The sequence below is a fragment of the Methylobacterium sp. Gmos1 genome (assembly GCF_053764715.1).
The window spans coordinates 67,790-93,340 of sequence record NZ_JBSNCC010000008.1 but is presented as its reverse complement, the minus strand read 5'-3'; the positions used below and the strand labels follow the sequence as shown (position 1 = coordinate 93,340).

At 72.0% G+C, this 25,551-nt stretch carries 21 protein-coding genes; 14 read left to right on the top strand and 7 right to left on the bottom strand.

Annotated features, from left to right (window positions below):
• Positions 1 to 10 precede the first annotated feature (10 nt).
• The 4 genes from ACS5PV_RS17255 (at position 11) to ACS5PV_RS17240 (ending at position 5,187) form a co-directional block, all read left to right on the top strand.
• The gene (locus ACS5PV_RS17255) at positions 11 to 895 is read left to right on the top strand and encodes a LysR family transcriptional regulator (protein ID WP_455396569.1); all 885 of its coding nucleotides are present in this window, start codon (positions 11 to 13) and stop codon (positions 893 to 895) included.
• A 154-nt stretch (positions 896 to 1,049) separates the two neighbouring features.
• Positions 1,050 to 3,431, top strand: coding sequence for a penicillin acylase family protein (locus ACS5PV_RS17250; RefSeq protein ID WP_455396568.1), 2,382 nt, complete (start codon positions 1,050 to 1,052; stop codon positions 3,429 to 3,431).
• Positions 3,432 to 3,561: 130 nt separating this feature from the next.
• On the top strand, positions 3,562 to 3,984 hold the full coding sequence (locus ACS5PV_RS17245) for an RbsD/FucU family protein (protein WP_455396567.1): 423 nt from the start codon (positions 3,562 to 3,564) through the stop codon (positions 3,982 to 3,984).
• Positions 3,985 to 4,245: 261 nt separating this feature from the next.
• Complete coding sequence (locus tag ACS5PV_RS17240) at positions 4,246 to 5,187, top strand: LysR family transcriptional regulator (RefSeq protein ID WP_455396566.1); 942 nt, start codon at positions 4,246 to 4,248, stop codon at positions 5,185 to 5,187.
• Positions 5,188 to 5,301: 114 nt separating this feature from the next.
• Here the strand turns inward: ACS5PV_RS17240 and ACS5PV_RS17235 are convergent, their stop codons facing one another.
• Together ACS5PV_RS17235 and ACS5PV_RS17230 are read right to left on the bottom strand one after the other, a co-directional pair.
• Entirely contained in the window at positions 5,302 to 5,895 is a 594-nt protein-coding gene (locus ACS5PV_RS17235; protein WP_455396565.1) for a thiamine pyrophosphate-dependent enzyme, read from the bottom strand.
• 17 nt (positions 5,896 to 5,912) lie between these two features.
• Entirely contained in the window at positions 5,913 to 6,452 is a 540-nt protein-coding gene (locus tag ACS5PV_RS17230) for a thiamine pyrophosphate-binding protein (protein WP_455396564.1), read from the bottom strand.
• 180 nt (positions 6,453 to 6,632) lie between these two features.
• Between ACS5PV_RS17230 and ACS5PV_RS17225 the strand changes: the two genes are divergently transcribed.
• Entirely contained in the window at positions 6,633 to 7,538 is a 906-nt protein-coding gene (locus ACS5PV_RS17225) for an NAD(P)-dependent oxidoreductase (RefSeq protein ID WP_455396563.1), read from the top strand.
• A 160-nt stretch (positions 7,539 to 7,698) separates the two neighbouring features.
• Entirely contained in the window at positions 7,699 to 8,931 is a 1,233-nt protein-coding gene (locus ACS5PV_RS17220; RefSeq protein ID WP_455396562.1) for an ABC transporter substrate-binding protein, read from the top strand.
• Positions 8,932 to 9,031: 100 nt separating this feature from the next.
• Here ACS5PV_RS17220 and ACS5PV_RS17215 read toward each other — a convergent pair whose 3' ends face one another.
• From ACS5PV_RS17215 to ACS5PV_RS17205, 3 genes are read right to left on the bottom strand one after another with little or no spacing between them, the layout of a single operon-like run.
• Positions 9,032 to 10,009 carry an NAD(P)-dependent oxidoreductase gene (locus ACS5PV_RS17215; protein ID WP_455396561.1) on the bottom strand — a complete coding sequence of 326 codons (978 nt, stop codon included), beginning with the start codon at positions 10,007 to 10,009 and terminating at the stop codon, positions 9,032 to 9,034.
• A gap of 40 nt (positions 10,010 to 10,049) precedes the next feature.
• On the bottom strand, positions 10,050 to 11,915 hold the full coding sequence (locus ACS5PV_RS17210; protein WP_455396560.1) for a TRAP transporter large permease: 1,866 nt from the start codon (positions 11,913 to 11,915) through the stop codon (positions 10,050 to 10,052).
• Between the two features lie 13 nt (positions 11,916 to 11,928).
• Positions 11,929 to 12,945, bottom strand: coding sequence for a TRAP transporter substrate-binding protein (locus tag ACS5PV_RS17205; protein ID WP_455396559.1), 1,017 nt, complete (start codon positions 12,943 to 12,945; stop codon positions 11,929 to 11,931).
• Between the two features lie 273 nt (positions 12,946 to 13,218).
• Between ACS5PV_RS17205 and ACS5PV_RS17200 the strand changes: the two genes are divergently transcribed.
• The 4 genes from ACS5PV_RS17200 to ACS5PV_RS17185 are packed head-to-tail and all read left to right on the top strand — an operon-like array spanning position 13,219 to position 19,190.
• On the top strand, positions 13,219 to 14,826 hold the full coding sequence (locus tag ACS5PV_RS17200; protein WP_455396558.1) for an ABC transporter substrate-binding protein: 1,608 nt from the start codon (positions 13,219 to 13,221) through the stop codon (positions 14,824 to 14,826).
• 31 nt (positions 14,827 to 14,857) lie between these two features.
• Positions 14,858 to 16,267, top strand: a complete 1,410-nt coding sequence (locus ACS5PV_RS17195) for an amidase (protein ID WP_455396557.1) — start codon at positions 14,858 to 14,860, stop codon at positions 16,265 to 16,267.
• Positions 16,264 to 17,889, top strand: coding sequence for an amidase (locus ACS5PV_RS17190; protein WP_455396556.1), 1,626 nt, complete (start codon positions 16,264 to 16,266; stop codon positions 17,887 to 17,889). Before ACS5PV_RS17195 ends, ACS5PV_RS17190 begins: the two co-directional genes overlap by 4 nt.
• Positions 17,886 to 19,190 (top strand): amidase, encoded by a 1,305-nt coding sequence (locus ACS5PV_RS17185; RefSeq protein ID WP_455396555.1) that lies wholly within the window; start codon positions 17,886 to 17,888, stop codon positions 19,188 to 19,190. The genes ACS5PV_RS17190 and ACS5PV_RS17185 overlap by 4 nt, the downstream gene beginning before the upstream one ends.
• Before the next feature lie 6 nt (positions 19,191 to 19,196).
• Here the strand turns inward: ACS5PV_RS17185 and ACS5PV_RS17180 are convergent, their stop codons facing one another.
• On the bottom strand, positions 19,197 to 19,886 hold the full coding sequence (locus ACS5PV_RS17180) for a cysteine hydrolase family protein (RefSeq protein WP_455396554.1): 690 nt from the start codon (positions 19,884 to 19,886) through the stop codon (positions 19,197 to 19,199).
• Between the two features lie 58 nt (positions 19,887 to 19,944).
• Positions 19,945 to 20,676, bottom strand: a complete 732-nt coding sequence (locus ACS5PV_RS17175) for a GntR family transcriptional regulator (protein WP_455396553.1) — start codon at positions 20,674 to 20,676, stop codon at positions 19,945 to 19,947.
• Positions 20,677 to 21,253: 577 nt separating this feature from the next.
• Between ACS5PV_RS17175 and ACS5PV_RS17170 the strand changes: the two genes are divergently transcribed.
• Genes ACS5PV_RS17170 through ACS5PV_RS17155 form a run of 4 tightly spaced genes read left to right on the top strand, consistent with a single transcriptional unit; the run spans position 21,254 to position 25,544 of the window.
• The gene (locus ACS5PV_RS17170; RefSeq protein ID WP_455396552.1) at positions 21,254 to 22,357 is read left to right on the top strand and encodes a BMP family ABC transporter substrate-binding protein; all 1,104 of its coding nucleotides are present in this window, start codon (positions 21,254 to 21,256) and stop codon (positions 22,355 to 22,357) included.
• 52 nt (positions 22,358 to 22,409) lie between these two features.
• Positions 22,410 to 23,549 carry an ABC transporter permease gene (locus ACS5PV_RS17165; RefSeq protein WP_455396551.1) on the top strand — a complete coding sequence of 380 codons (1,140 nt, stop codon included), beginning with the start codon at positions 22,410 to 22,412 and terminating at the stop codon, positions 23,547 to 23,549.
• Positions 23,550 to 23,573: 24 nt separating this feature from the next.
• Positions 23,574 to 24,497, top strand: coding sequence for an ABC transporter permease (locus tag ACS5PV_RS17160; protein ID WP_455396550.1), 924 nt, complete (start codon positions 23,574 to 23,576; stop codon positions 24,495 to 24,497).
• Between the two features lie 18 nt (positions 24,498 to 24,515).
• Entirely contained in the window at positions 24,516 to 25,544 is a 1,029-nt protein-coding gene (locus tag ACS5PV_RS17155) for a formamidase (protein ID WP_455396549.1), read from the top strand.
• The last annotated feature ends 7 nt before the right edge of the window (positions 25,545 to 25,551 follow it).

Sequence of the window (25,551 nt, the reverse complement as noted above, 5' to 3'; positions counted from 1 at the left end):
TGGAGTGATGATGAACCTGCGGCATCTGGAGATCCTGCGGGCGGTGGTCCGGCACCGCACCACCCTGGCGGCGGCCGAGGAGCTGGCGGTGTCGCAGCCGGCGGTGAGCAACGCCCTCAAGGCGATGGAGGCGCAGGTCGGCTTTCCCCTGTTCGACCGCATCAACAACAGGCTGTTTCCGACCGCCGAGGCGATGACGCTCTACCGGGAGAGCGAGGCGATCTTCGCGCTGCACGCCAAGCTGGAGAACCGCCTGCGCGACCTGCGCGAGAACCGGCACGGCCACCTCGCCATCATGGCGACCCCGCCGTTGGCCTACGGCCTGCTGCCCCGCGCGCTGGCCGCCTTCGTGCGTGAGCGGCCGCAGACGCGGCTGTTCTTCGACGTGCGCCGCTACGAAGGGGTGATCGAGGGCGTGTCGGGCCGGGTGGCGGAACTCGGCTTCGCGCTCGGCCTGTCGAACCACGTCGGCATCGCCCACGAGGTCGTGCACCGGGGCGAGATGGTCTGCGTCATGGCCCCCGGCCATCCCCTGAGCCTGAAGGCGAGCGTCACGCCGGCGGACCTCGCGCGCCACCCCTTCATCGGGCTGGAGCGCGGCACCCGCCTCGGCGAGGCCCTGCGGGACGCCTTCGCGCGGGCCGGGGTGCCGTTCGACGCCACCGTCGAGGTGCGCTACTGCAACACCGCCTGCGTGCTCGCCGGCGCCGGCGTCGGCGTCGCGGTGGTCGACCCGTTCTCGCCCGCGCAAGGGGGCGCGCACCCGGTCGTCGTGCGATCCTTCGCGCCGCGCACGCCCGTCGAGGCCTTCATGCTGTGGTCGGAGGCCGAGCCGCTGTCGCGCCTGGCGCGCGCCTTCCTGGCGGAGGTGCGGGCGGCGCGGGCCTCGCCGTGATCGTGTTGGGCAGTCGCGTTCCTCGCCGGCGGGCAGGCCGGCCGGATCACCTGGCAGGTGCTACCTGGCAGGTGCTACCTGGCGGGTGCTGCCCGTGGATGACGGGCGCCTGTAGACTGCTGCCGCGACGCATGAACCCGACACGAGGCCTGCGATGGGCGACACCGGCACGACACCAGAGGTCATCGCGATCGAGGGCCTGGCGCGGCCGGCCGAGATCCGGATCGATCCGTGGGGCCTCTGCCACCTGCGGGCGGAGAGCCTCGACGACCTGTTCTTCCTGCAAGGCTTCAACGCCGCCCGCGACCGACTCTGGCAGATCGACCTGTGGCGCAAGCGCGGGCTCGGGCTGCTCGCGGCGGATTTCGGGCCGGGCTACCTCGCGCAGGACCGCGCCTCCCGCGCCTTCCTCTACCGCCGCGACATGGCGGCCGAGTGGGCGAGCTACGCCCCCGACGCGCGCGACATCGTCGAGGCCTTCGTGCGCGGCATCAACGCCTACGTGGCGCTGACCCGTCGCGAGCCGGAGCGGCTGCCCGAGGAGTTCCGGCTCTTCGGCACGCAGCCCGCGCTCTGGGCGCCCGAGGACGTCGTGCGCATCCGCAGCCATGGCCTGACCCGCAACGCCCTCTCGGAGGTCCTGCGTGCCCAGGTGGCGCCCCGCTGCGGCGACGCGACCGACCTCCTGCGCAAGAACCTGGAGCCTCGGATCGCGCCGGGCAATCCCGGCGGCCTCGACCTCGCGCAGATCCCGCTCGCGGTGCTCGACCTGTTCAAGCTCGGCACGGCCGGCGTGCTGTTCACGCCGGAGCGCTTGGCGGCCACCCTCGCCGAGGCCGAGGCCTGGACGAGCGTCACCGATCTCGGCGAGGTCGTGCGCGACGCGGCCTGGGAGGGCTCGAACAACTGGGCGGTCGCCGGCAGCCGCACCGCCACCGGCCGCCCGGTCCTGGCGGGGGATCCTCACCGCGCCCACGCCGTGCCGTCCCTGCGCTACCTCGTGCACCTGAGCGCGCCGGGCTTCGACGCGATCGGCGCCGGCGAACCCGCCGTGCCGGGGATCTGCATGGGGCACAACGGCGAGGCCGCCTTCGCCATCACGATCTTCGGCGCCGACCAGGAGGACGTGTACGTCTACGAGACGAAGCCGGGCGATCCCGACCGCTACCGCTACGACGGCGAGTGGGAGGCGATGCGCATCGTCGAGGAGACGATATCCGTGAAGGGCGCGCCGGACCAGACCGTGCGCCTGCGCTTCACCCGGCACGGCCCGGTCCTCCACGCCGAAGGACCGCGCGCCTTCGCGCTGCGCTCGGTCTGGTTCGAGCCGGGCTCGGCCGCCTACCTCGCCGGCCTCTCGACCATGCGGGCAAGGACGCTGCCCGCGTATCGTGCGGCGGCCCGGCGCTGGGGGGCGCCCTCCCTCAACCACGTCTACGCCGATGCGGGCGGCACCATCGCGTGGTTCCCGGCCGGCTTCACTCCGATCCGGCCGAACTGGGACGGGCTGCTGCCGGTCCCAGGCGACGGACGCTTCGAATGGGCCGGGTTCCACGATCCCGATGCCATGCCGCGTCTGGAGAACCCGCCCGAGGGCTTCGTCGCCAGCGCCAACGAGGCCAACCTGCCGGCCGACTGGCCGCATGCCGAGATGCAAGTCGGCTACGAGTGGCTGGAGGGAAGCCGTGCCCGCCGCATCCGCGCAGTGCTGTCGCAGGCCGCAGGCCACACGGTCGCGGAATCCGCCGCCTTGCAGGCGGACGTCGTCTCGATGCCGGCCCGCCGGCTGCGCCCGCTGCTGGAGCGGCTCCCGCCCGAGGGGGCGGTCGGGCCGGCGCGCGCGCTGCTGCTGGCCTGGGACGAGCGGCTGACGGTCGATTCCGGCGCCGGCCTCCTCTCCGAGCTGTGGTGGACGCGCCACCTGAAGCCGGCCCTGTTCGCCCGCCTGATCGACGATCCTTCGCTGCGTGCCCTGATGCTGCCGGGCGACGTCGAGGGCATCCTGCAGCTCCTCGAGGGGCCCGATTCCCGCCTCGGCGAGGATCCCGCTTCAGGCCGCGACCGGCTCCTCGCGGAAACCCTGGCTGCGGCCTTCGCGGAGGCGGGCGCCCGCTTCGGTGCCGACCCGTCGCACTGGCGCTGGGGGGCGCTGCATCACGGCTTCTTTGCTCATGCGGCGAGCCCGGCCGCCGATGCGGATGTGCGGAAAACGCTCGATGTCGGGCCGCTGGAGACGCCCGGCAGCGCCTCGACGGTGATGCACGCGGCCTATCGCGGCAGCGATTTCCGCGTCACCAACGGCGCCTCGGTCCGCTTCGTCGTCGACGTCGGCGACTGGGACAGGAGCGTCTGCATCAACGCGCCCGGCCAGTCCGGCGACCCGCGCTCGCCGCATTACCGCGACCTGGCGCCTCTCTGGGTCCGGGGGCAGACCGTGCCGATGCTCTACAGCCGGGCGGCGGTCGATGCAGCGAGCGTCGCGACGATCCGGCTGGTGCCGGAGGGCGCGGGGTCCCGCCGACCGGGCAATGCGTGAGCCGACACGACAAGGGCGTTGCCCGGTCGAGGCGCCGAACCTATCGTTCCGACGCAAGCGATCCTGCCGGGACGACCGCGCCGCTCGGCGCGTCGGGCCGGCGGCGGCAAGAACGGAATGGGGGGACGCCGTGCTGAAGACCATCGATCCGCTGCTCAACGGGCAGCTCCTCGCTCTCCTCGACGACATGGGCCACGGCGACGAGATCGTCATCGCCGACGCCAACTTCCCCTCCGCGAGCAACGCCCGGCGGCTCGTGGACATGCCGGGCACGACGGCGCCGGCGCTCCTCGACGCGATCCTGTCGCTCCTGCCCCTCGACGACTTCGTCGAGAGCCCGGTGGCGGTGATGCAAGCCCCGCCCGAGACCCGGCCGCTCTACGACGGCTACCAGGCCAGCGCCGACCGCGCCGAGGGACGTCCGATCGTCATCAGCGAGATCCCGATCCCCGAATTCTACGCCCGCACCGCCAAGGCCTTCGCGGTGATCCGCAGCGGCGAGCGGCGCCTCTACGCCAACATCCTCCTGCGCAAGGGCGTGATCTACCCTTGAGCCTTGGCGTCGACCGATCGGTGGAGGAGAGTGCGATCGCATCACCGGGTGGGACGAGACCGTGTCCGCACCGATCCGTTCGGCAGCCGGTCCCGGTCGTCCGGGACGGGGAACCGGCCCGCGACGACCGGTTGACCGACGCCGCCCCGCTTGAGCTGGCGGCAGGCGTCCCTAGCCAACCCGCCGACCGCGCAGGCTGCCGTCGGGCATAGGACCGACCGGGGACGGGCGCGGACCGTCCGGCCGGCGAGGCAGGGGCCGATGGACTTTCGCACGCTCAGGACGTTCCACGCCATCGCCGAGCTCGGCAGCCTGAGCAAGGCGGCGGACCTGCTGCGTATCGGGCAGCCGGCGCTCAGCCGGCAGATGAAGCTCCTGGAGCACGAGCTGAAGGCCGAGCTGTTCGTGCGCAACGGCCGCGGCATGGTGCTGACGAGCGCGGGGCAACTGCTTCTGGAGCGCAGCCTGAGCCTCGTGCGCCAGATCGAGCAGGTCCGCGACGACATGCAGTCGCTCGACCGGGTGCCGTCGGGCAGCGTGGTGCTCGGTGTGGTGCCGACGGTGAGCGCGGTCCTGTCGGCCCGGGTCGCGCGGCGGGCCGTGACCGAACTGCCGAACGTCGCGCTGCGGATCGTCGAGAGCTACGGCGGTCACCTCGTCGAGTGGCTGCATCGCGGCCGGGTCGACCTGTCGATCATCTACGGTCCGGCCGTCGACCTGCATCTCGACGTCGAGACGCTCGGGCGCGACGAACTGGTGGCGGTCGGGCCGAAGGGGTCGGGCCTGGCCGAGCGCGCGCCCGTCGACCTCGCCTGGCTCATCGGCCAGAAGCTCGCCCTGCCGAGCCATTCGCACGGGCTGCGCCGCCTGGTCGAGAAGGCGGCGCAGCGCCGAAGGCTCGCGGTCGACGTGGTCGTCGAGGCCGATTCCTTCCGCGTCCTGACCAACATCGTCGAGGAGGGGATCGGCTACACCATCCTGCCGCCCTCGGCGATCCACGCCGAGCTGCAGCAGGGCCGCCTCGAGATCGCGGCCTTCGCGGCCCCGGGCATCACCCGCGAGGTCGTGCTGGCCTCGGCCACCGCCAAGCCGGCCTCGGTCGCGAGCGCCGCCGTCGCCGGCCTCGTCCGGACGGAGATCGCCGCCCTCGTGCGCGAGGGCCGCTGGCGCCTCGCGACCGAGTTCGCCGCCCGGCCCCGATAGGATCGTCTGCCCCCTGAAGCATTTATCCGACGAAGCGGAGGCCGCTTCGTCGGATAAATGCGATAAAACAAAGACCGAGAGAGCCTCGCGTTTGCAGCGCGATCGTGACGCGCCCTACGAGACCGTGAAGCCGAGATGCCCGCGCATCCGGTGCTTGAGGTAGACGCCGTCCCGCGGCGGCAGCGCCCGCTCGACGTGCCCGGAGGCGATCCGCACCCGCACGAAGCGGGGTCCGCCGGAGATCGCCAGGAGCTTCGGCCGGTAGGCCGCGAGCCCGGCCTCGTCGGCGATCTCGACCGCGTCCTCGATCCCGCTCGCCTGCGCGACCCGGTCGAGCCGGACGCCGAGGCCCGAATGGCTTCTCTGCATGCCGGTCTCGCCGTAATGGCCGTTGTCGAGGACGACGAGCGTGAGGTTGCCGGGGGCCGCCATCGCGACCGTCATCAGACCGCCCGCCCCCATGATCTGCTCGCCGTCGCCGGTCACGACCGCGACCGGGCGCGCGGGCTGGGCCAGCGCGAGCCCGAGACCGACGAGCGCGGCTCCACCCATCGCGCCCCAGAGGTAGAAGTTGCCGTCGTGGTCGCCGGCGTCGAAGACGTCGTAGGACGGCGAGCCGAGCCCGGTCACGACCAGGAGGTCGCGGCGCTCAGCGAGGAGGATCTTGACCGCCCGGCGGCGGTCGAGCGTCCCGTAGGTCTCCGACATGGCGTGATCTCCCCGGCTCATCTGCCCTCGACCCACTTCTTGCGCCCCAGCATCCGCTGGGAGATCAGCACCGCGACCTGCTGGTCGCCGTCGAAGGCGAGGTTCGCCGCCGCCGTCACCACCTCGCCCGCCTCCTCCGGCCGGTCGAGGCGCAGGAGCGTGACGCCCATCGCCGTGAGGGCGGCGGGCGTGCCGAGGCCCATCGGGATCTGCCACGGGTTGAACTCGGCCCATTCGCCGCGCATCGTCACGAGGGTCAGGAACGGGAACCGGCAGGTCGCGGGCAGCGACAGCATGTTGATGCAGTTGCCGACCCCGCTCGACTGCATCAGCAGCACCGCGCGCTCGCCGCCGAGCCAGGCGCCCGCCGCGAGAGCGATCCCCTCCTCCTCGGTGGTCAGGACGGTGGTGTGGACCTCGGCGTCGTCGTGCAGCGCGCGGATCAGGCGGGCGTGCCCGGCATCCGGCACGTAGGAGGCCTGCCTCACCCCGGCCTCGCGCAAGGCGCGATAGATCGCGAGCGGCCACTCCGTCACGGCGTCGGTCGAGGCAGTCATCGGCGTCTCCGGCCAGCCCAAGGTCACGGGGCGAGATGTGCCCGCGGCGGCGTCCCCGGCGCACTTTCATTCTCGGCATATCCGGTCTCACGGAATTCGAATTCGCTGCGAGGCGCCGCGGCCTAAGATCGGGCCTCAAGTCGCCTGCGACGAACGGGCGGACCAATCGGGAGGACAGGCATGGAGATGGTGGGGTTCATCGGGCTCGGCCGCATGGGCCGGCCCATGGCGTCCAACCTCTGCCGCAAGGGCTTCCGGCTCGTCGTCAACGACGTGAACCCGGCCGCCGTGGGAGAGCTCGAGAGCCTGCAGGCCCGCGCCGCGGCGAGCGCCGCCGAGGTGGCTGGACAGGCCGGGATCATCGTCACGATGCTGCCGAATTCGGCGGTGGTGCGCGAGGTGGTGGCCGGGCCCGGCGGCGTGCTGGCGCATGCCGCACCGGGCTCGCTCGTCATGGACATGAGCACGGTCTCGCCCGAGACCACCGACGAGATCGCCGCCCTCGCCAAGGAGCGCGGCATCGGCTTCGTCGACGCCCCGGTCGGCCGCCTGGCGAGCCACGCCGACAGGGCCGAGTCGCTGTTCATGGTCGGCGCGTCGGAGGCCGACTTCGTCCGGGTCAAGCCGCTCCTGGAGGGCATGGGCTCGACGATCTACCATTGCGGCCCGGTCGGCGCAGGCACGCGCACGAAGCTCGTCAACAACTACCTCGCGGTGACCTCCTGCCAGCTCAACGCCGAGGCCCTCGGGCTGTCGCAGCGCCTCGGCCTCGACCTCGAGCGCACGCTGGAGGTCCTCTACGGCACCACCGCGGTCAACGGGCAGCTGAAGATCGCCTGGCCGAGCAAGGTGCTCGCCGGCGACATCGAGCCGGGCTTCACCATCGACCTCGCCCACAAGGACCTGACCCTCGTCAGCGAGGCCGCCCACGCCGCGCGTGTGCCGATGCCGATCCTGGCGGCCGCCCGCGAGGCGTTCTCGACCGCCCGCGCCCGCGGCTTCGGATCCAAGGACTTCTCCGCGATGGTCGACGCCCTGTGCGACCTCGCCGGGATCGAGAAGCCGCGCCTGCGGCGCCGAGCCTGAGACCGCGGCGCCTTCGGACGGACCGGTCCGGAGGCGCGGCCCGAGCCCGCATGGGCGCCGGCGCCGACAAGGGCGAGGCCGGCGCAAACCGGTACGAGACCACACGAGCAGGGACGCCGGCGGCCTCGACGCCGCACGGTCGATCCGGGAGGACGACGCCATGGAGATCTCGCGGCGGGCCCTGATGGGCGGCGCCACCGCGCTCGCGGCCGCCTGGGGCGGCGGCGCCCGCGCTCGAGCGACGGGCACCCCGAGGATCAAGATCGGCGTGCTGTCGGATTTCTCCGGCATCTACACCGACCTGCTCGGGCCGGGCGGCGTCGCCTGCGTGCAGCAGGCGGTGGCGGATTTCGGCCCCGAGCAGCACGGCTTTACCGTCGAGGTCGTGTTCGCCGACCACCAGAACAAGCCGGATGTCGGCTCCGGCATCGCACGGCGCTGGTACGATTCCGAGGGGGTCGACATGGTGATCGGCCTGCCGAACTCCTCGGTCGCCCTCGCGCTCGCCTTCGTGACGGCCGAGCGCAACAAGGCCTGCATCGGCACCGCGGTCACCTCGATGGACTTCACCGGCGCGCAGTGCACGCCGAACACCATCAACTGGACCTACGACGCCTACATGCTGGCGAAGGCGCTGGGCACCGAGACCGTGAAGGCCGGCGGGCGCAAGTGGTACTTCATCACCACCGACAACGCCTTCGGCAACGCGATCCAAGGCGAGACCGCGGGCTTCGTGCAGCAGGCCGGCGGCACGGTCCTGGGCAATTCCCGCTACCCGATCGGCGCGACGGACTACTCGTCCTTCCTGATCGCCGCGCAGGGCAGCGGCGCCGACGTGCTGGGTCTCGCGCTCGGCGGCACCGACATGGTGAACTGCCTCAAGCAGGCGAGCGAGTTCGGCCTGCGCGACCGCATGCGGGTCGCCGCGCCGGTGATGTTCCTCAACGACATCAACGCGCTGGGGCTGCCGCTGACGCAGGGGTTGCTCCATACCAACAGCTTCTACTGGGACGCCAACGACCGCACGCGCGCCTTCACCAGGCGGGTGCTGCCGCGGATGCAGGGCGCCTATCCGGGCATGGTCCATGCCGGCTGCTACGCCGGCACGCTCCACTACCTGAAGGCGGTCGCCGCCCTCGGCGCCCCCGCCGCCAAGGCGAGCGGGGCGGCGGCCATCGCCAGGATGAAGGCCATGCCGGCCGACGACGACGCCTTCGGCCGGACCGTGGTGCGCCAGGACGGCCGCGCCCTGGTGCCGGCTTTCCTGCTCCAGGTGAAGACCCCCGGCGAGAGCAGGGCGCGCTGGGACTATTGCAAGGTGGTGACCGAGATCCCCGGTCCCGACGCGGCCAAGCCCCTGGCGCAGGGCGGCTGCCCGCTCGTGCGCACGTGAGGCCGGGCCGCCGTCTCTTCCACCGGGCAAAGGTCGGTGGACGGACGCGCGCCCGTCGTCATGGCATCGTCGCAGGCGCCGATCCCGGTCGGTGCCTCGCTCACGGCCGGCGCGACCAGTGCTCCGCGTTGACTGCCCCGGTTGGCACCTCCCCCGCCAGGATGGCGCGCACCTGCGCCACCGTGTCGAGGGCCTGCGCCTCGATCGCCGGCGGCGTGAGGCCGCCGATATGCGGGGTCGCGATCACGCCGCCGAGGCGCGCGAGGGCGGGCGAGGGCATCTGGTCGGGCGCGCGCCCGACATCCATCGCCGCCCCGGCGATCCGGCCCTCGGTGAGCGCCGCCGCCAGGGCCGCCTCGTCGACGAGGTTGCCGCGCGAGAGGTTGATGAACACCGCGTCGCGCCGCATCCGCGCCAGGGCCGCCCCGTCGATCAGGTTCTCGGTCGCCTCGGTGGCGACCGCCAGGCACACGACGATGTCGGCCTCAGCCATCAGCGTCTCGAACGCCACCTGCCGGCCCCGGTCCGCCGGCACCGCGACGTGGGGATCGCAGATCAGCACCTCCATGCCGAGATGCGCGGCGATCGCCGCGAGGCTCCGGCCGATCGCCCCGTAGCCGATGATCCCGAGGCGGCTGCCGGCGAGCTGGCGGCCCATCCGCATCTCCGGGGCGCGGCCGGCCTGGTATTCGCGCGTCGCCCGCGAGATGCCGCGCGACAGATCGACCATGAAGCCGAGCGCCAGCTCGGTGACCGAGGCGACGAAGCCGGGTGCTGCATGGGTCACCAGCACGCCGGCCCGGCTCGCCGCCGGCACGTCGATGGTGCGGATGTCGACGGCGCAGCGCAGGAACGCCCGCAGCCGCGGCAGCCGGTCGAAGACCTCGCCCGGACCGGGGGTGAGCCGGTCGGAGACGACAAGGTCGACCCCGGCTGCGGCCGTGACCAGGGCGGATGCGTCGAGCGGATCGTCGCCCTCGTGCAGCACCACCTCGGCGAGGCCACGCAATTCGCCGAGCGCCCGGGCGCCGTAATACTGCTCGCGCATGCGCGGCGTGTGCGTCAGCAGCAGCTTCATCGTCGTTCCCTCGATGGCCCAAGATCCCTCACAAGATCCCTCAATAGCCCAGGAGCCGCGGCAACCCGGTGCTGAGGACCGGCACGAAGGCGATCAGCAGCAGGCAGGCGAAGAGGAGGCCGAGATAGCCCAGGATCGGCCGCACCGTGCGCTCGATCGGCACGTGGCCGATCAGGCAGGCGCCGTAGAGTCCGAGGCCCAGCGGCGGGGCGAAGAGGCCGATCCCCATGGCGATCACCAGCACGACCCCGAAATGCAGCGGATCGATCCCGAGCCGCCCGGCGATCGGCACCAGCAGCGGCCCGAAGATGATCAGCGCCGCCGCGCCCTCCAGCACCGAGCCCATGACGATCAGGATCGCGATCGAGAGCAGCAGGAACAGCCAGGTGCCGCTCGATTGCGACAGCCCGATCATCAGTTCGCCGAGCGCGTGCGGCACCTGCTGGAGCGTCAGCACGAAGGCAAGCGCCTGCGCCGCCGCGACGATGAACAGGACGAGGCCCGAGCGCGTCGCCGCGTGGACGAAGGACCGTGCCAGGGCCCGCCAGCTCAATTCGCCGAACACCACCGCGCCGACGACGATCGCGTAGAGCACCGCGAAGGCCGAGATCTCGGTGGCGGTGGCGAACCCGCTCTTGAAGCCGATGAAGATCATCGCGATCAGCCCGAGCGAGACGACCGCGCCGACCCACATCCGGCGCGACGCGCCCTCGGGCATCAGGTCGGCGGCGATCGCCGCCTTGGTGCCGAACAGGACCGAGACGCCGATCAGCGCCGCGGCCATCAGGGCTGCGGGGATGAGGCCGGCCATGAACAGCCCGCCGATCGACAGGTTGGCGACGAAGCCAAGAATAATCAGGTTGATGCAGGGCGGAATCGTCTCGGCCATCACCGCGGAGGCGGCGAGGAGCGCCACCGCCTGGCCGGGATCCTGGCGCGAGCGGCGCGCCGCCGGAACCAGCACCGAGCCGACGGCGGCGACATCCGCCATCTTCGAGCCCGAGATGCCGGAGAACAGCACCATCGACAGCACCATGACGACGTTGAGCCCGCCCCGCATCCGCCCGACCAGGCGCTGGAGCAGCTCGATGAGGCGCACCGACATTCCGTTCGCCTCCATCAGGTAGCCGACCAGGATGAAGAACGGGATCGCCAGGAGCACGAAGTTGTCGATGCCGCGGGCCATCTGCTGGGCGAAGATCACGCCGGGCAGGTTGCCGTCGACCCAGATGTAGATCAGCGCCGCGAGCGCGATCGAGAAGCCGATCGGCAGCCCGCCGACGAGGGCGAGGACGAAGCCGATCCCCATGAACCAGCCCGGATCGGGCAGCGAATCCGGCGCCAGCGCGTTCCAGGCGAGGAAGCCCGCCGCCACGATGGCGAGCGCGCCCGCTGCCTCGGCGAGGTCGCGTCCCGGCCGGCGCAGCGCGATGGCGAGCGCGAACACCGTCATGACGAGCGCGCCGCCGCCCATCGGCAGGAAGGTCCATTCGAGCGGCAGGCCCGAGCCGGTGGTCTGGCCGGCGGTGAGCCAGCCGAGCCGCAGGGCATTGTATGAGACGAGGCCGGCGACCAGCGCCACCAGCACGGCACCGAGCGCGTCGAGGCGCAGCCGCGCGCCCGCCCCGAGCCGGTCGACGAAGAAGGCGACGCCCGGATTCTCGGCCCGCGCCACCGCGCTCGCCGCGCCGAAGAAGCTCGATCCGACCATCAGCCCGCGGGCGACGTCGTCCGACCACTCGACCGGGGCTCCGAACAGCGAGCGCGCCACGACCGAGCCGACGACGACGATGAGGTCGGCGGCGAGGAGGAGGGCCGCGACGGCGTCGGAGCCGGCAAGCAGGGGCGCCAGGAGCCATCCGTCGATGACCCCATCGCCGCGGGCGGGGGTGGCCGGAGCGTGCATCGGCGACGCTCCGTCAGGCCGCCGTCGCGCGGATCTGCTCGACGATCGGCTTCGCCTCCGGCCGGCTGCGCAGGAACGCCTCCATCTGCGGCGCGACCCGCTGGCGGAAGGCGGCGCGGTCGCACTCGACGATCCCGACGCCCTTGTCGCGCAGGAGGGCGAGCGCCTCCTTCTCCACCGCCAGGCCGTGGGCGCGGACCTCGACCGCCGCCTTCCTGGCCGCGTCGAGGAAGCGGTCGCGCAAGGTCGCGTTCATCCGGTTGTAGGTCGCGTCGCTCAGGTAGAGCGCTAGGGGCGAGAAATTGTGCTGGGTCAGCGAGTAGAACTTCGAGGTCTCGTAGAACTTGCTCGCCACCATGGTCGGCGGATCGTGCTCGAGCCCGTCGATGACGCCGGCCTGGAGCGCGGTGTAGATCTCCCCGAAGGCGAGGGGCGTCGCCGCCGCCCCCATCAGGCGCAGGCACTCGGTGATGACGGGGTTGGGGAGCGTCCTGATCTTCTGGCCCGCCAGGTCGTCGGGGTTGCGCACCGCCTTCTTCGACAGCACGCTGCGGGCGCCGAAATTGTAGGCCCAGGCGACGATGCGGATGCCGCCGCCGCGCAGCAGCGCCTCCTCGACCGGGCGCGCCGCGCCGGCCTCGAAGGCCTTCGTCTGCTGCTCGAAGCTCGAGAACAGGTAGCCGAGATCGAAGGTGCCGACGAGGGGCACGACGTTCGCGGCGATCGACGAGCCCGACACCATCATGTCGATCACGCCGAGCTTGACCGAGTTGATGACGTCGATCTCCTGGCCGAGCTGGTTGTCGGGAAAGAAGCTGACCTGGACCTGGCCGTCGAGCCCGTCCTGGCGCAACTGGCCGACGAGGCGGTCGTAGAAGACGCGGCCGTTGCCGAATTTCGGGTCGTTCGCCTGCGACGAGGACAGGCGCAGGCGCAAGGCGGCGGCATCGGCCCGGCCGATCAGCGCGGGGGCGGCGAGCGCCAGCGTTCCGGCGGCGCGAAGCACGCTGCGGCGGTCGAGTGACGGCATGGTTTCCTCCCGCGGCGCTGCCTTGGCCGGCGCGCCTTTGGTTCAGTTGTAGAGCCAGTTTGTCAGAGCCTGCAACGCGCCTCCGCGCGGGCGGGCATGCGCCGGACGACGGCGCGGCGAGGCCTGCCAGGACAGGATTCCTTGCCAGCGGGTTTCCTGGCACGCGGGTTGCTCGAAGGCTCTCCCAAGAGACGACAAGCCGGCGGGCGAGCCCGGCCGGACAAGGGAGACACGCCCGGGCGGGGACGATCGCGGCACCGGCGAGGACACGGAATGCACAAGCGCGAATTTCTCAAGCTCGGCGCCGCCGCCGGCCTGTCGCTGGGCGTGAGGGGAGAGGCCCGCGCCCAGTCGCGGCCCGGGGTGCTGCGGGTCGCGATGACGGCGGGCGACATCCCGCTCACCACAGGCCAGCCGAGCCAGGGCGCCGAGGGCGTGCGCTTCATGGGCATCACGCTCTACGACGGCCTGACCCGCTGGGACCTCTCCCGCGGCGACCGCGCCGCCACCATCGTGCCGGGGCTGGCCGAGAGCTGGAGCGTCGATCCGCAGGACAAGCGGGTCTGGACGTTCCGCCTGCGCCCCGGCGTGCGCTTCCACGACGGGTCGGCCTTCACCGCCGACGCGGTGGTGTGGAACCTCGACAAGCTGCTCGACAAGGCCTCGCCGCAATTCGACCTGCCGCAGGCGACGCAGGGCAGCCTCTATACCGGGGGCATCGCCCGCTGGCGCAAGATCGACGACCACACCGTCGAGATCACCACGAAGGTGATCGACGCGGTCCTGCCCTACTCGCTGGCGAGCGTGTTCATGTCGAGCCCGGCGCGCTGGGAGGAGATGGGCCGGGACTGGAACAAGGTGGCCCAGAAACCCTCCGGAACCGGGCCGTGGAAGCTCGACAGCGTGCGGGCGCGGGAGCGGGCCGAGCTGGTGCGCAACCCCGACCACTGGGACAGAACGCGGATCCCGAAATCCGAGCGCCTGGTGCTGATCCCGATGCCGGACGTCAATTCGCGCGTCGCCGCGCTCCTGTCGGGCCAGGTCGACTTCGTCGAGGCGCCACCGCCCGACGCGATCCCGCGCCTGCGCCAGTCGAAGATGAAAATCGTCACCAACGTCTACCCGCATATCTGGCCCTACATGCTCAGCTTCGAGGAGGGCTCGCCCTTCCTCGACGTGCGGGTGCGCCGGGCGGCCAACATGGCGATCGACCGCGAGGGGCTGGTGAGCCTGCTCGGCGGGCTCGCCGCGCCCGCGAAAGGCATGATCGATCCGGGCCATCCCTGGTACGGCAAGCCGACGCTGGACCTCAGCTACAACCCCGACCGCGCCCGGGCGCTGCTCGCCGAGGCGGGGTTCAGCCGGGACAAGCCGGTCAAGGCGCGGATCATCATCTCGCCGGCCGGCTCCGGGCAGATGCAGCCGCTGCCGATGAACGAGTTCATCAAGGAGAACCTCCAGGACGTCGGCATCGCGGTCGAGTTCGAGGTGATGGACTGGGAGACCCTGCGCACCCGCCGCCGCCTCGGCGCCGCCGCCCCCGAGAACAGGGGCCGGCACGGCATCAACAACTCCTTCGCCTACTGGGACCCGGATATCGGCCTGATCGGTCCGGCGAGCCGGTTCATGAAGGATTCGGGCTTCAACTGGGGCAATTACTACAACCCCAAGGCGGAGGAGCTGGCGAAGGCCGCCAAGCAGGAATTCGATCCCGCTGCACAGAACGCGCTTTTGGGGAAACTCCACGAGGTGGTGGTGGAGGACGCGATGTGGATCTTCGTCGTCCACGACCTCAACCCGCGGGCGCTCGCGCCCAACGTCACGGGCTTCGTCCAGGCGCAGAGCTGGCTGCAGGACCTCACCCAGGTGGTGGTCGCGTGACCGCCCTCCCCTCCTCCCGGCAGGCTGCGCCATGACCGACGCCCCCCTCTGGAGCCTCACCGTCGCCGAGGCGTCGTGGCGCATCGGCCTGGGCGCGCTGTCGCCGATCGACCTCGTCGAGGCCTTCCTCGACCGGATCGCGGCGGTCGATGCCCGCATGCCGAGCTACGTCCACGTCGATGCGGCAGGCGCCCGCGCAGCGGCCCGCATCGCCGCCGCGGAGCTCGCGGCGGGGCGACGGCGCGGGCCGCTGCACGGCCTGCCCTTCGCGGTGAAGGACAATTACGACGTCGCCGGCCTGCCGACTGTGGCCAATTCCCGCCTGCGCCTCGGCCACGTCGCGACCCGCGATGCCGGCCCGGTGGCGAGGCTCAAGGCGGCCGGGGCGATCCTCCTCGGCAAGCTCTCGACCTGGGAATACGGCACCGGCAACGGTGGTGAGTACGGCGACACGGTCCATCCCACCACCCGCAACCCCTGGGACCTCGCGCGCTTTGCCGGCGGCTCCTCGATCGGCGCGGGCGCGGCGGTCGCCGCCGGGACCGCGATGTTCGCGCTGGGCTCGGACACGACCGGCTCGGTGCGCCTGCCGGCCGCGGCCTGCGGGGTCGTCGGCGTCAAGGCGACGCCGGGGCGGGTCAGTCGCCACGGCCTCCTGCCGAATTGCTGGTCGCTCGACATCCCGGGCCCGTTCACCTGGACGGTGGAGGACGCGGCGCTCGTGCTCGCGGGCATCGCCGGCCACGATCCCGCCGATCCGGTGACCGAGGACGTGCCGGTGCCGGACTATCCCCGGTGCCTCGCGGGCGGCGTGGCGGGCCTTCGCATCGCCGCCGTGACCGATCCGGGCCCGGGCTTCCCGGCCCCCGACGCCGCGATGGCGGCGGCCCTTCACGCCGGCCTCGACGTGCTGAGAGGCCTGGGCGCGACGATCGTCGAGACGCGGCTGCCGGTGCCGGCGGACGAATGCTTCCGGCTCTCGCGCTTCATCGGCCCGCCGGAATCGGCCTCGATCCACGAGGCGGAGTACCGCACGGACGCCGCCCTGATGGGCACGGCGCTCCGCGACAAGATGCATGGCGGCACGCTCCAGCGGGCGGCCGACTACATCGCCGCCCAGCGCCAGTGGCGGGTGGTGGCGGACGGGATCGACAGGCTCCTCTCGGGCTTCGACGCGCTCGTGACCTTCGGCACCTTCCGGGTCGCGCCCCGGCTCGACCGACAGGACGAGATGGTCGCCTTCACGGTCGAGACCGCGATGACGCCGTTCAACCTGTCGGGCCACCCGGCCCTCGTCCAGTGCACCGGCTTCACGCCCGAGGGGCTGCCCCTGGCCTGGCAGGTGGTCGGCCACCGGTTCGACGAAGCGACGATCCTGCGGGTCGCCGCGTCCTACGAGGCGGCCACGCCGTGGCGCAAGGAGAGGGCCCCGGTCCGATGAGCGAGCTCCACACCCTCTCCGTCGCCGAGGCCGGCCGGCTGATCGGCGCGCGCAAACTGTCCCCGGTCGAGCTGGTCGAGGCGATGCTCGCCAGGATCGCGGCGGTCGACGAGCGCCTCAACAGCTACATCCTGGTGCTGGCCGAGCGGGCGCTCGCCGCCGCGCGGGCGGCCGAGGCCGAGATCGCGGCCGGCGGCTGGCGCGGGCCGCTGCACGGCATCCCCTTCGGCATCAAGGACAATTACCACGTCGCCGGCCTGCCCACGACCGGCGGCTCGCGCCTGATGCAGGACAGCGCCCCGCAAACCGAGACGGCCACGATCGTGGCGCGGCTGGAGCGCGCCGGCGCGATCCTGATGGGCAAGCTCAATACCTGGGAGTACGGCACCGGCGACGGGCAGGTCTATCACGACCTGCCGTATCCGGTGGCGCGCAACCCCTGGGACCTCGCCCGCTTCACCGGCGGCTCCTCGACCGGCGCGGGGGCGGCGGTCGCCGGCGGCACCGCCCTGTTCGCGCTCGGCTCCGACACCGGCGGGTCGATCCGCCTGCCGGCGGCCGCCTGCGGGCTGCAGGGACTCAAACCCACCTTCGGGCGCAACAGCCGCGCCGCCTGCCTGCCGAATTGCTGGTCGCTCGATCACACCGGCGCCCTGACCTGGACTGTGGAGGACCATGCGATCGTGCTCGGCGCCACTGCCGGGTTCGACCCCCGCGACCCGTCGAGCGCGACAGCCCCGGTTCCCGACTACCGGAAGGGGCTCCACGAGGGCGTGCGCGGCCTGGTGATCGGGATCGTGCGCGACCTCGACGGGGTCGATCCGGCGATCCGCGACGGGATCGACGACGCCGCCGCGCGGCTCGCGGAGGCCGGGGCGATCCTGCGCGAGGTGTCGCTGCCGGCCGCACTCTCGACCTACCAGGCGGTCGCCTGGACCATCAACTGGGCCGAGTCGTTCTCGATCCACGAAACCGACTTCCTCGCCCGGCGCAGGGAGATGGGCCGGGCCCTGCGGACCAAGATGGGGGCCGGCTTCTGCGTCCGGGCCGTCGATTACCTCGCGGCCCTGCGCGAGCGGCGGCGGCTGGCGCTCGCCACCGACGCGCTGGTGCGCTCGGTCGACGCGCTGCTCCTCCCCGGCGCCTTCCACGTCGCCCCGAGCCTGCGCGAGCCCGGGAGCGTGCCGGCCTTCACCCGCGACACCGCCTGCTCGGTGTTCAACCTCACCGGCCACCCGGCCCTGTCGCTCTGCACCGGATTCACCGCGAGCGGCCTGCCGCTCAACGCCCAGGTCGTCGGCCGCTACTTCGACGAGGCGACGGTGCTGCGCGTGGCGCGAGGCTACGAGGCGATGACACCCTGGCGCACCCGCAAACCCGACCCCGCCCCGTACGCCCCGGAACCGATCATGCCCGACACGACCCCGCCCGCCGTACTCCCCGAGCACCTCGCCGAGGCCGAGCGCTACGCGGCCCGCTACGGCCTCGACGGTCTCGCGCCCGCCGAGGTGGCGGACCTCGCCCTCCTCCTCGACAAGACGGCGGCGGCCGGGCTGGCGATCCCGCGCCAGGCCTCGAAGGAGGACGAGCCGGCGCACGTGTTCCGGGTGCCCCTGCGATGAGCGAGCCCTGCTTCCTCACCGCCGCCGCCGCATCGCGCGCCATCGCCGAGGGCCGGCTGACGAGCGAGGCCCTGGTGCGCTCCTGCCTGGAGCGGATCGAGGCCCGCGAACCCGCCGTGAAGGCCTGGCTGCACCTCGATCCCCGCGCCGCCCTCAAGGCCGCCCGGGAGGCCGACAAGCGCCCGCGCCAAGGCCCGCTGCACGGGCTGCCCTTCGGCGTGAAGGACATGATCGATACCCTCGACATGCCGACGACCCACAACTCGGCGAACTGGCAGGGCCACCGCCCGGCGAAGGACGCGGCCTGCGTCGGCGTGGTGCGGGCGCTCGGGGGCGTGATCCTCGGCAAGACCGACACGGTGGAGTTCGCCGCCGCCGGCCGTCGGGCCGCGACGCGCCACCCGATGAACCCCGCCCATACCCCGGGCGGCTCGTCCTCCGGGTCGGCCGCGGCGGTCGCCGACCACCAGGTGCCGCTGGCCTTCGGCACCCAGACCGGCGGCTCGCTGATCCGCCCGGCCTCGTTCACCGGTCTCTACGCGCTCAAGCCCACCTGGGGCAGCGTGAGCCGCGAGGGCGCCAAGGTCTACGCCAACTCCCTCGACACGATCGGCTGGTACGGCCGCTCGGTCGCCGACCTCGCCCTCGTCGCCGAGGCCTTCCGGCTCGACGGGATCGGGGACGCTCCGGCGCCGGATCCGCGGGTGCTCCGGATCGGCCTGTGCCGCACGCCGTACTGGTCGCGGATCGAGCCCGGCGGCGAGGCGGCCTTCGCCACCGCCGCCGAGCGGCTGAGCCGGGCCGGCGTCGCCGTGGAAGAGATCGTCCTGCCCGACGCCTTCGGCGGTCTGTTCGAGGCGCAAGATACCATCATGTTCGGCGAGGGCCGCGCTGCCTTCCTCGACGAGTTCCTGATCCAGGGATCGCGCTTGGGGCAGGACTTCGTCGAGCGGGCCGAGAACGCCAAGGGCATCACCCCGGCACAGATGATCGCCGCCCACGACCTCGCGGCGGAGTGCCGGCGCGCGCTCCCGGAGCTGTTCGGCGGCCTCGACGCGGTGCTGGCACCCGCAAGCCCCGGGGAGGCGCCGGCGGGCTTGCAGAATACCGGCGACCACGTCTTCAACGCGATGTGGACCTTGCTGCACGGGCCCTGCGTGAGCATCCCCTGCACGCGCGGGCCTGCCGGGCTGCCGGTCGGCATCCAGCTCGTCGGACCCCGCTACGCCGATGCGCGGCTGCTTTCGGTCGCCGCCGCCCTCAGCTCCGTGATCGACGCGGAGGCCGCCCCGCCGCATTGAGCCGGCTCAAGCTCCTCGCTGCGCCGGGGCGAGGAGCGGGAGCACGGCGCCACTGTCCGCCACCCAGCCGAAGATGCCGCCCTGCGCGACGATCATCGCGAGGCCGGCTGCGTGGAAGGCCGGGATGTAGGAGCCGCAGGCATCCGACACGACGAGGCAGCGGTATCCGCGGTCGTTGGCCTCGCGCACGGTGGTGTGGACGCAGACCTCGGTGGTGACCCCGCAGACGATCAGGCTCGCGATGCCGCGGCTCTCCAGCACCGTCCCGAGGTCGGTGGCGTAGAACGCCCCCTTGCCGGGCTTGTCGATCACGACCTCGCCGGGGGCGGGCGCGAGGTCGGCGATGATGCCGTGGCCGGCCTCGCCGCGGATCAGGATCCGGCCCATCGGCCCGGGCGCGCCGATCCGGACGCTCGGCGCGCCGCGCTCGATCTTGGCGGGCGGCGCGTCGGAGAGGTCGGGGGCGTGGCCCTCGCGGGTGTGGACGACGAGGAGCCCGGCGGCCCGCGCCGCCGCCAGCAGCGCCCGGCACGGCGGCACGGCGGCTGCGAGCAGCGACACGTCGTTGCCGAGGCTCTCACCGAAGCCGCCGGGCTCCAGGAAGTCCCGCTGCATGTCGATGATGACGAGCGCCGTCGCGTCGAGATCGAGCGTCAGCGGGCCGGGCTCGGCGGGGACGGTGAGGTTGCGCGGCATGGAGATCCCTCGGGCGTCGCCGCGCCATCATGTATGCACGCGAGCGAAAAGGCCTGCCTCATCTGCGCACGTCGTTGCGCGAGTTTCGGGCAGGGCGCGCGGCGGACGACCCGCGCTCCCCGCCCGGCACCGGGGCTTCGCTCCTCGTGGCCTCGGCGAGGTCGACGAACACGTCCTCGACCACGCTCATGTGGACCAGCATCGCCGTATTGGCGCTGGCGGCGTCGCGGGCGAGGACCGCGCGGACCACGAGGTCGTGCTCGGCGTGGGAGCGGGCGAGCCGCCCCGGCGCCTGGAACTGCGCCCGCCGGTACGGCATCAACCGCCGCCGCAGGGCCCGGGCGATATCCTCGATCGTCCGGTTGTGCGCGCCGGCGTAGAGCAGGCCGTGGAACTCGAGGTTCGCCTCGATATAGGCCTCGCGGTCGTGGGCGGCGGCGAGCCCCGCCATCGCCTCGTGATGCGCCCGCAGGGACGCCCGCTCGCCCCGGGTCATGCACAGGCTCGCCAGGCGCGCGCAGCTCGCCTCGATCTCCCCCATGGCGACGAACAGGGTGTCGAGCTCCTCGGTCGTCACCGACCGGACGGTGGCGCCAAGGCGGGGCCTGATATCGATCAGCCCGGTCCCGCTGAGCAGCCGCAGCGCATCGCGCACCGGCGTGCGCGAAACCCTGAAGCGCCGGGCGAGCACCTGCTCGTCGAGGTGCAGCCCCGGCGGCAGGGCGCCCGCCAGGATCTCGTCGGCGATCCGCTCGGAGAGGAGTTCGGCGCGGGTCTTCGAGGGGGCCACGGGCGCGATTGGTCTCCGCGAACTGGGACGGTCCCCGGGTGCCGGATGCGCCGGGAGGATGAAGCGCCGCCCTCACCCGATCGGAAGCCGTTATGGCCCCCGTGCATACATGCTACTGCCGAGAAGAGCCATCGTTATCGCTCCCCTCCTCGCCCATGCGCCGCCGATTCGTCGTGAGCCTCCCCTGTCCCCCAAGACTGGAACGAAGTGGAAGGAGATCCAGGGTCCAGCGCAAAAAGTCGCGGCACTTTCTCTGCTGGATTCCGGATCTTCTTCCGCTGACGCTCCAGTCGTATGGGAAAGGGGAAGTGGCTTACGACAAGCCGTCCGTGCGCCGGCTCCGAAGTCGAGTATCGTGGCCATATGTTCCGGGGTCCCTGCGACGGCCCGGAACCATCCTCGGCGCTGGCGCGCATTTGTGCATACACGGGCGCGCGATTGGGCGATGGTGCCCCGAATCCCCGCCCGCCCCTGTGCGCCGGGGCCCCTGCGCTGCCGAATTTCGATGCTTCGCCGCAGGTATACACCGCTCTATTCTCTGCCCTGCACGGATTTCTCCCGGGCGGAGCGCGCAGCTGTGACGAAGACTGATCTCACCCGGCGGCATCTTCTCGGCGGCGCGGCCGCCCTCGGCCTCGCCGGCCTGCCCGGCCGGGCGCGGGCGGCCGGCTCCCTGACGGTCGGCTTCATCTATGTCGGGCCGAAGGACGATTACGGCTACAACCAGGCCCACGCGGTCGCCGCCAAGGCCCTGAAGGGGATGCCCGGCCTCGAGGTGATCGAGGAAGAGCGCGTCTCCGAGACCAACGCCGTCGACAAGACCATGGAGAGCATGATCAACCTCGACGGGGCCGGCCTGCTGTTCCCGACCTCCTTCGGCTACTTCAACCCGTTCGTGATCGCCGCGGCGAAGAAGAATCCGAAGGTACAGTTCCGGCATTGCGGCGGCCTGTGGACCGAGAAGGACCCGAAGAACGCCGGCTCCTATTTCGGCTACATCGCGCAGGGGCAGTACCTGAACGGCATCGTCGCTGGCCACACGACCAAGTCGAAGAAGATCGGCTTCGTGGCGGCGAAACCCATCCCGCAGGTCCTGAACAACGTCAACGCCTTCCTGCTCGGCGCGCAGAGCGTCGATCCCGGCATCACCTGCCAGGTGATCTTCACCGGCGAGTGGTCGCTCGCGGTCAAGGAGGCCGAGGCCACCAACGCGCTGGTCGACGGCGGCGCCGACGTCATCACCTGCCACGTCGACAGCCCGAAGGTGACGGTCGAGACCGCCGCCCGCCGCGGCGCCTTCGTGTGCGGCTACCACGTCGACCAGTCGCCGCTGGCGCCCCAGAAGTACCTCACCGGGGCCGAGTGGGACTGGCTGCCGATCTACAAGGGCTTCGTCGCCGACGTGCAGGCCGGCCGCTCTCCCCCGAACTTCCTGCGCGGCGGCCTCGCCGACGGCTTCGTCAAGATGAGCGCCTACGGTCCCGCGGTGAGCGATGGCGCGCGCCGCAACGCCGACGCGGTGAAGGCCGAGATGCTGAAGGGCGGCTACGAGATCATCAAAGGCCCGCTCAAGGACAATACCGGCAAGGAGGTGATCGCCGCCGGCAAGGGCCTGCCCGAGAAGGCGATCGAGCTGGAGGGCACCAACTACCTCGTGGCCGGGGTGCGGGGATCGGTGTGACGCCGCGCTCGACATGCCGGTCCGCTCCCCGACTCGTGCCGGAGATCCCGCCATGGTCGCCGATGCCGCCCCCTCCGGCGTGACGGCCGCCGGCAGGCGGCCCTCGCCCGTGATCCAGGTGCTGGCCTGGCTCGCCCGCCGCGCCGAGGCTGTGGCGATCCCGCTCGGCGCCGTGCTCGCCGGCCTCGCGCTGTTCAGCCTGTTCCTCCTGGCGCTCGGCAAGTCCCCGGCCGCGCTGGTCGATCTCGTCTGGCGCGGCGGCTTCGGCTCGGCCTTCGCGCTGCAGAACAGCCTGCAGCGCGCCGCGCCGCTGCTGTTTGCAGCCCTCTGCGTCGCGCTGCCGGCCCGGCTCGGGCTGGTGGTGATCGGGGGCGAGGGAGCGATCGTGCTCGGCGGCCTCGCGGCGGCCGTCGTCGCGCCGCCGCTCGCCGGCCTGCCGGCCCCCCTGGTCGTCGCCGCGATGGCGCTCGCCGCGATGCTCATGGGCGCCGTCTGGATCGGCGCGGTCGGGGCGCTCAAGGCCTATCGCGGCGTCGACGCGACGATCGCGAGCCTGCTGATGTCCTACATCGCGATCGCGCTCGCCAACCACCTGATCGAGGGGCCGCTTCGGGATCCGACGAGCCTCAACAAGCCCTCGACGCTGCCGGTCGGCGAGGCCAACATGCTCGGGGCCATGCCGGGTATCGGCGTGCACTGGGGCCTCGGCGTCGGGGTCGTCGCCTGCCTCGCCGCCTGGCTGCTGATGGAGCGCACGACGCTCGGCTTTTCCGCCCGGATCGCTGGCGGCAACGTGCGGGCGGCGCAGATCCAGGGGCTGCCGGTGCGCCGCCTGATCGTCGGCTTCACGGCGCTTGGCGGCGCCTGTGCGGCGCTCGCCGGCTTCTTCGAGGTCGCCGCCGTGCAGGGCAATGCCAACGCGACGCTCGCCGCCGGCTACGGCTTCACCGGCATCCTGATCGCGTTCCTGGCTCGCCACAACCCGCTGGCGATCCCGCCGGTGGCGCTCGCGCTCGGCGGCCTCGAGGCATCGAGCGGGCTGATCCAGCGCCGGATGCAACTGCCCGACGCGACGATCCTGGTGCTGGAGGGCCTGCTCTTCCTCTGCCTCCTCGTCGGCGAGACGGCCTACGGGCGCTTCAAGGTCTTCAGCCCGCACCTCTGGTCGTCCAAGAAGGCAGCCGCCGCATGAGCCAAATCCGATGAGCCAAATCCTATGAGCCAGGATCTCGGCCTCTGGACGGTGCCGCTCGCGGTGCTCGGCGGCGCGATCCGCGTCTCAACCCCGTTCCTGTTCGTCAGCCTCGGCGAGACGATCACGGAGCGCGCCGGGCGGATCAACCTCGGGCTCGAGGGCACCCTAGTCTTCGGCGCCATGGCGGCCTACGCCACGGCCGTGCTGACCGGATCGCCCTGGGCCGGCGTCGCGGCGGCGGGCCTCGCGGGTGCCGGCTTCGGCCTGCTGCACGGGCTGATCTGCTCGCTGCCGCGGGTCAACGACGTCGCGGTCGGCATCGCCCTGATGCTGTTCGGCGCCGGCCTCGCCTTCTTCCTCGGCAAGCCGTTCATCCAGCCCTCGGCGCCGCCGCTGCCGGCGATCCCGTTCGGGTTCTGGTCGGACCTGCCCCAGGTGCAGGCGGCGTTGCGGGTCAACGTGCTGTTCCTGGTCGGCGCGCTTCTGAGCGTCGTGCTGTGGTGGGCGTTCCGCAACACCAAGGCCGGCCTGGTCATCCGCGTCGCCGGCGACAGCGCCGAGGCGGCCCGGGCCATGGGCTACAACGTGACCCGGGTCCGGGTGCTCGCCACCATGGCGGGAGGCGTTCTCGCCGGCATCGGCGGCGCCTACCTGTCGCTCTCCTATCCGGGCTCGTGGAACGAGGGCATCTCGTCGGGCCAGGGCCTGATGGCGGTGGCGCTCGTGATCTTCGCCCGCTGGAACCCGCTCGCCTGCTTCGGCGCCGCGCTCCTGTTCGGCGGCGCGGGCGCGCTCGGGCCCGCGCTCCAGTCGGTCGGCGTCTCGTCGGGCTACTACCTGTTCTACGCCGCGCCCTACGTCCTCACCCTCGCGCTCCTCGTCGCCACCTCCTCGCCCGACCGGGCGCTGGCCGGCGCCCCGGGCGAGCTCGGCCTGTCGCGTTAGTTTTTCCAGGAGTCGCGCATGAACGGCCTCGGCGGATTGAACAAGGCGCCCAACGGCGTCGTCATCGGCCTCGTGCAGCTGCAACTGCCGGTCGTCGCCACCCCGGCCGACCTCGCGGCCCAGACCGCCCGCATCGTCGCGATGGTCGGCAAGGCGCGGGCGAACATGGCCGGAATGGACCTCGTGGTGTTCCCCGAATACGCCCTGCACGGCCTCTCGATGGATACCAACCCCGACATCCTTTGCCGCCTCGACGGGCCGGAGGTCGCGGCGTTCAAGCAGGCGTGCATCGACAACCGGATCTGGGGCTGCTTCTCCATCATGGAGTTCAACCCCGCCGGCAACCCGTACAATTCCGGCCTCATCATCGACGATACCGGCGAGCTCAAGCTCTACTACCGCAAGATGCACCCCTGGGTCCCGGTCGAGCCGTGGGAGCCGGGCGACCGCGGCATCCCGGTGATCGAGGGGCCGAAGGGGGCGAAGATCGCGCTGATCATCTGCCACGACGGCATGTTCCCCGAGATGGCGCGCGAATGCGCCTACAAGGGCGCCGAGATCATGATCCGCACCGCCGGCTACACCGCGCCGATCCGCGAGGCCTGGCGCTTCACCAACCAGTCCAACGCCTTCTGCAACCTGATGGTGACCGCCAACGTCTGCATGTGCGGCTCGGACGGCACCTTCGACTCGATGGGCGAGGGCATGGTCGTCAACTTCGACGGCACGATCATCGCCCACGGCACCTCCGGCCGGCCCGACGAGATCATCACCGCCGAGGTGCGGCCGGACCTCGTCCGCGAGGCGCGCCGGCACTGGGGGGTGGAGAACAACATCTACCAGCTCGGCCATCGCGGCTACGCCGCCGTGAAGGGCGGTGCCGGCGACTGCCCCTACACCTACATGCACGACCTCGCCGCCGGCCGGTACCGGCTGCCCTGGGAGGCGGAGGTGACGATCACCGACGGGACCTCGTGCGGGATCCCGGCGCCGACGCGGAGCTATCAGGCGGAGCCGGCGCCCGACGTCAAGGAAGCGGCGGAGTGAGTGGCGC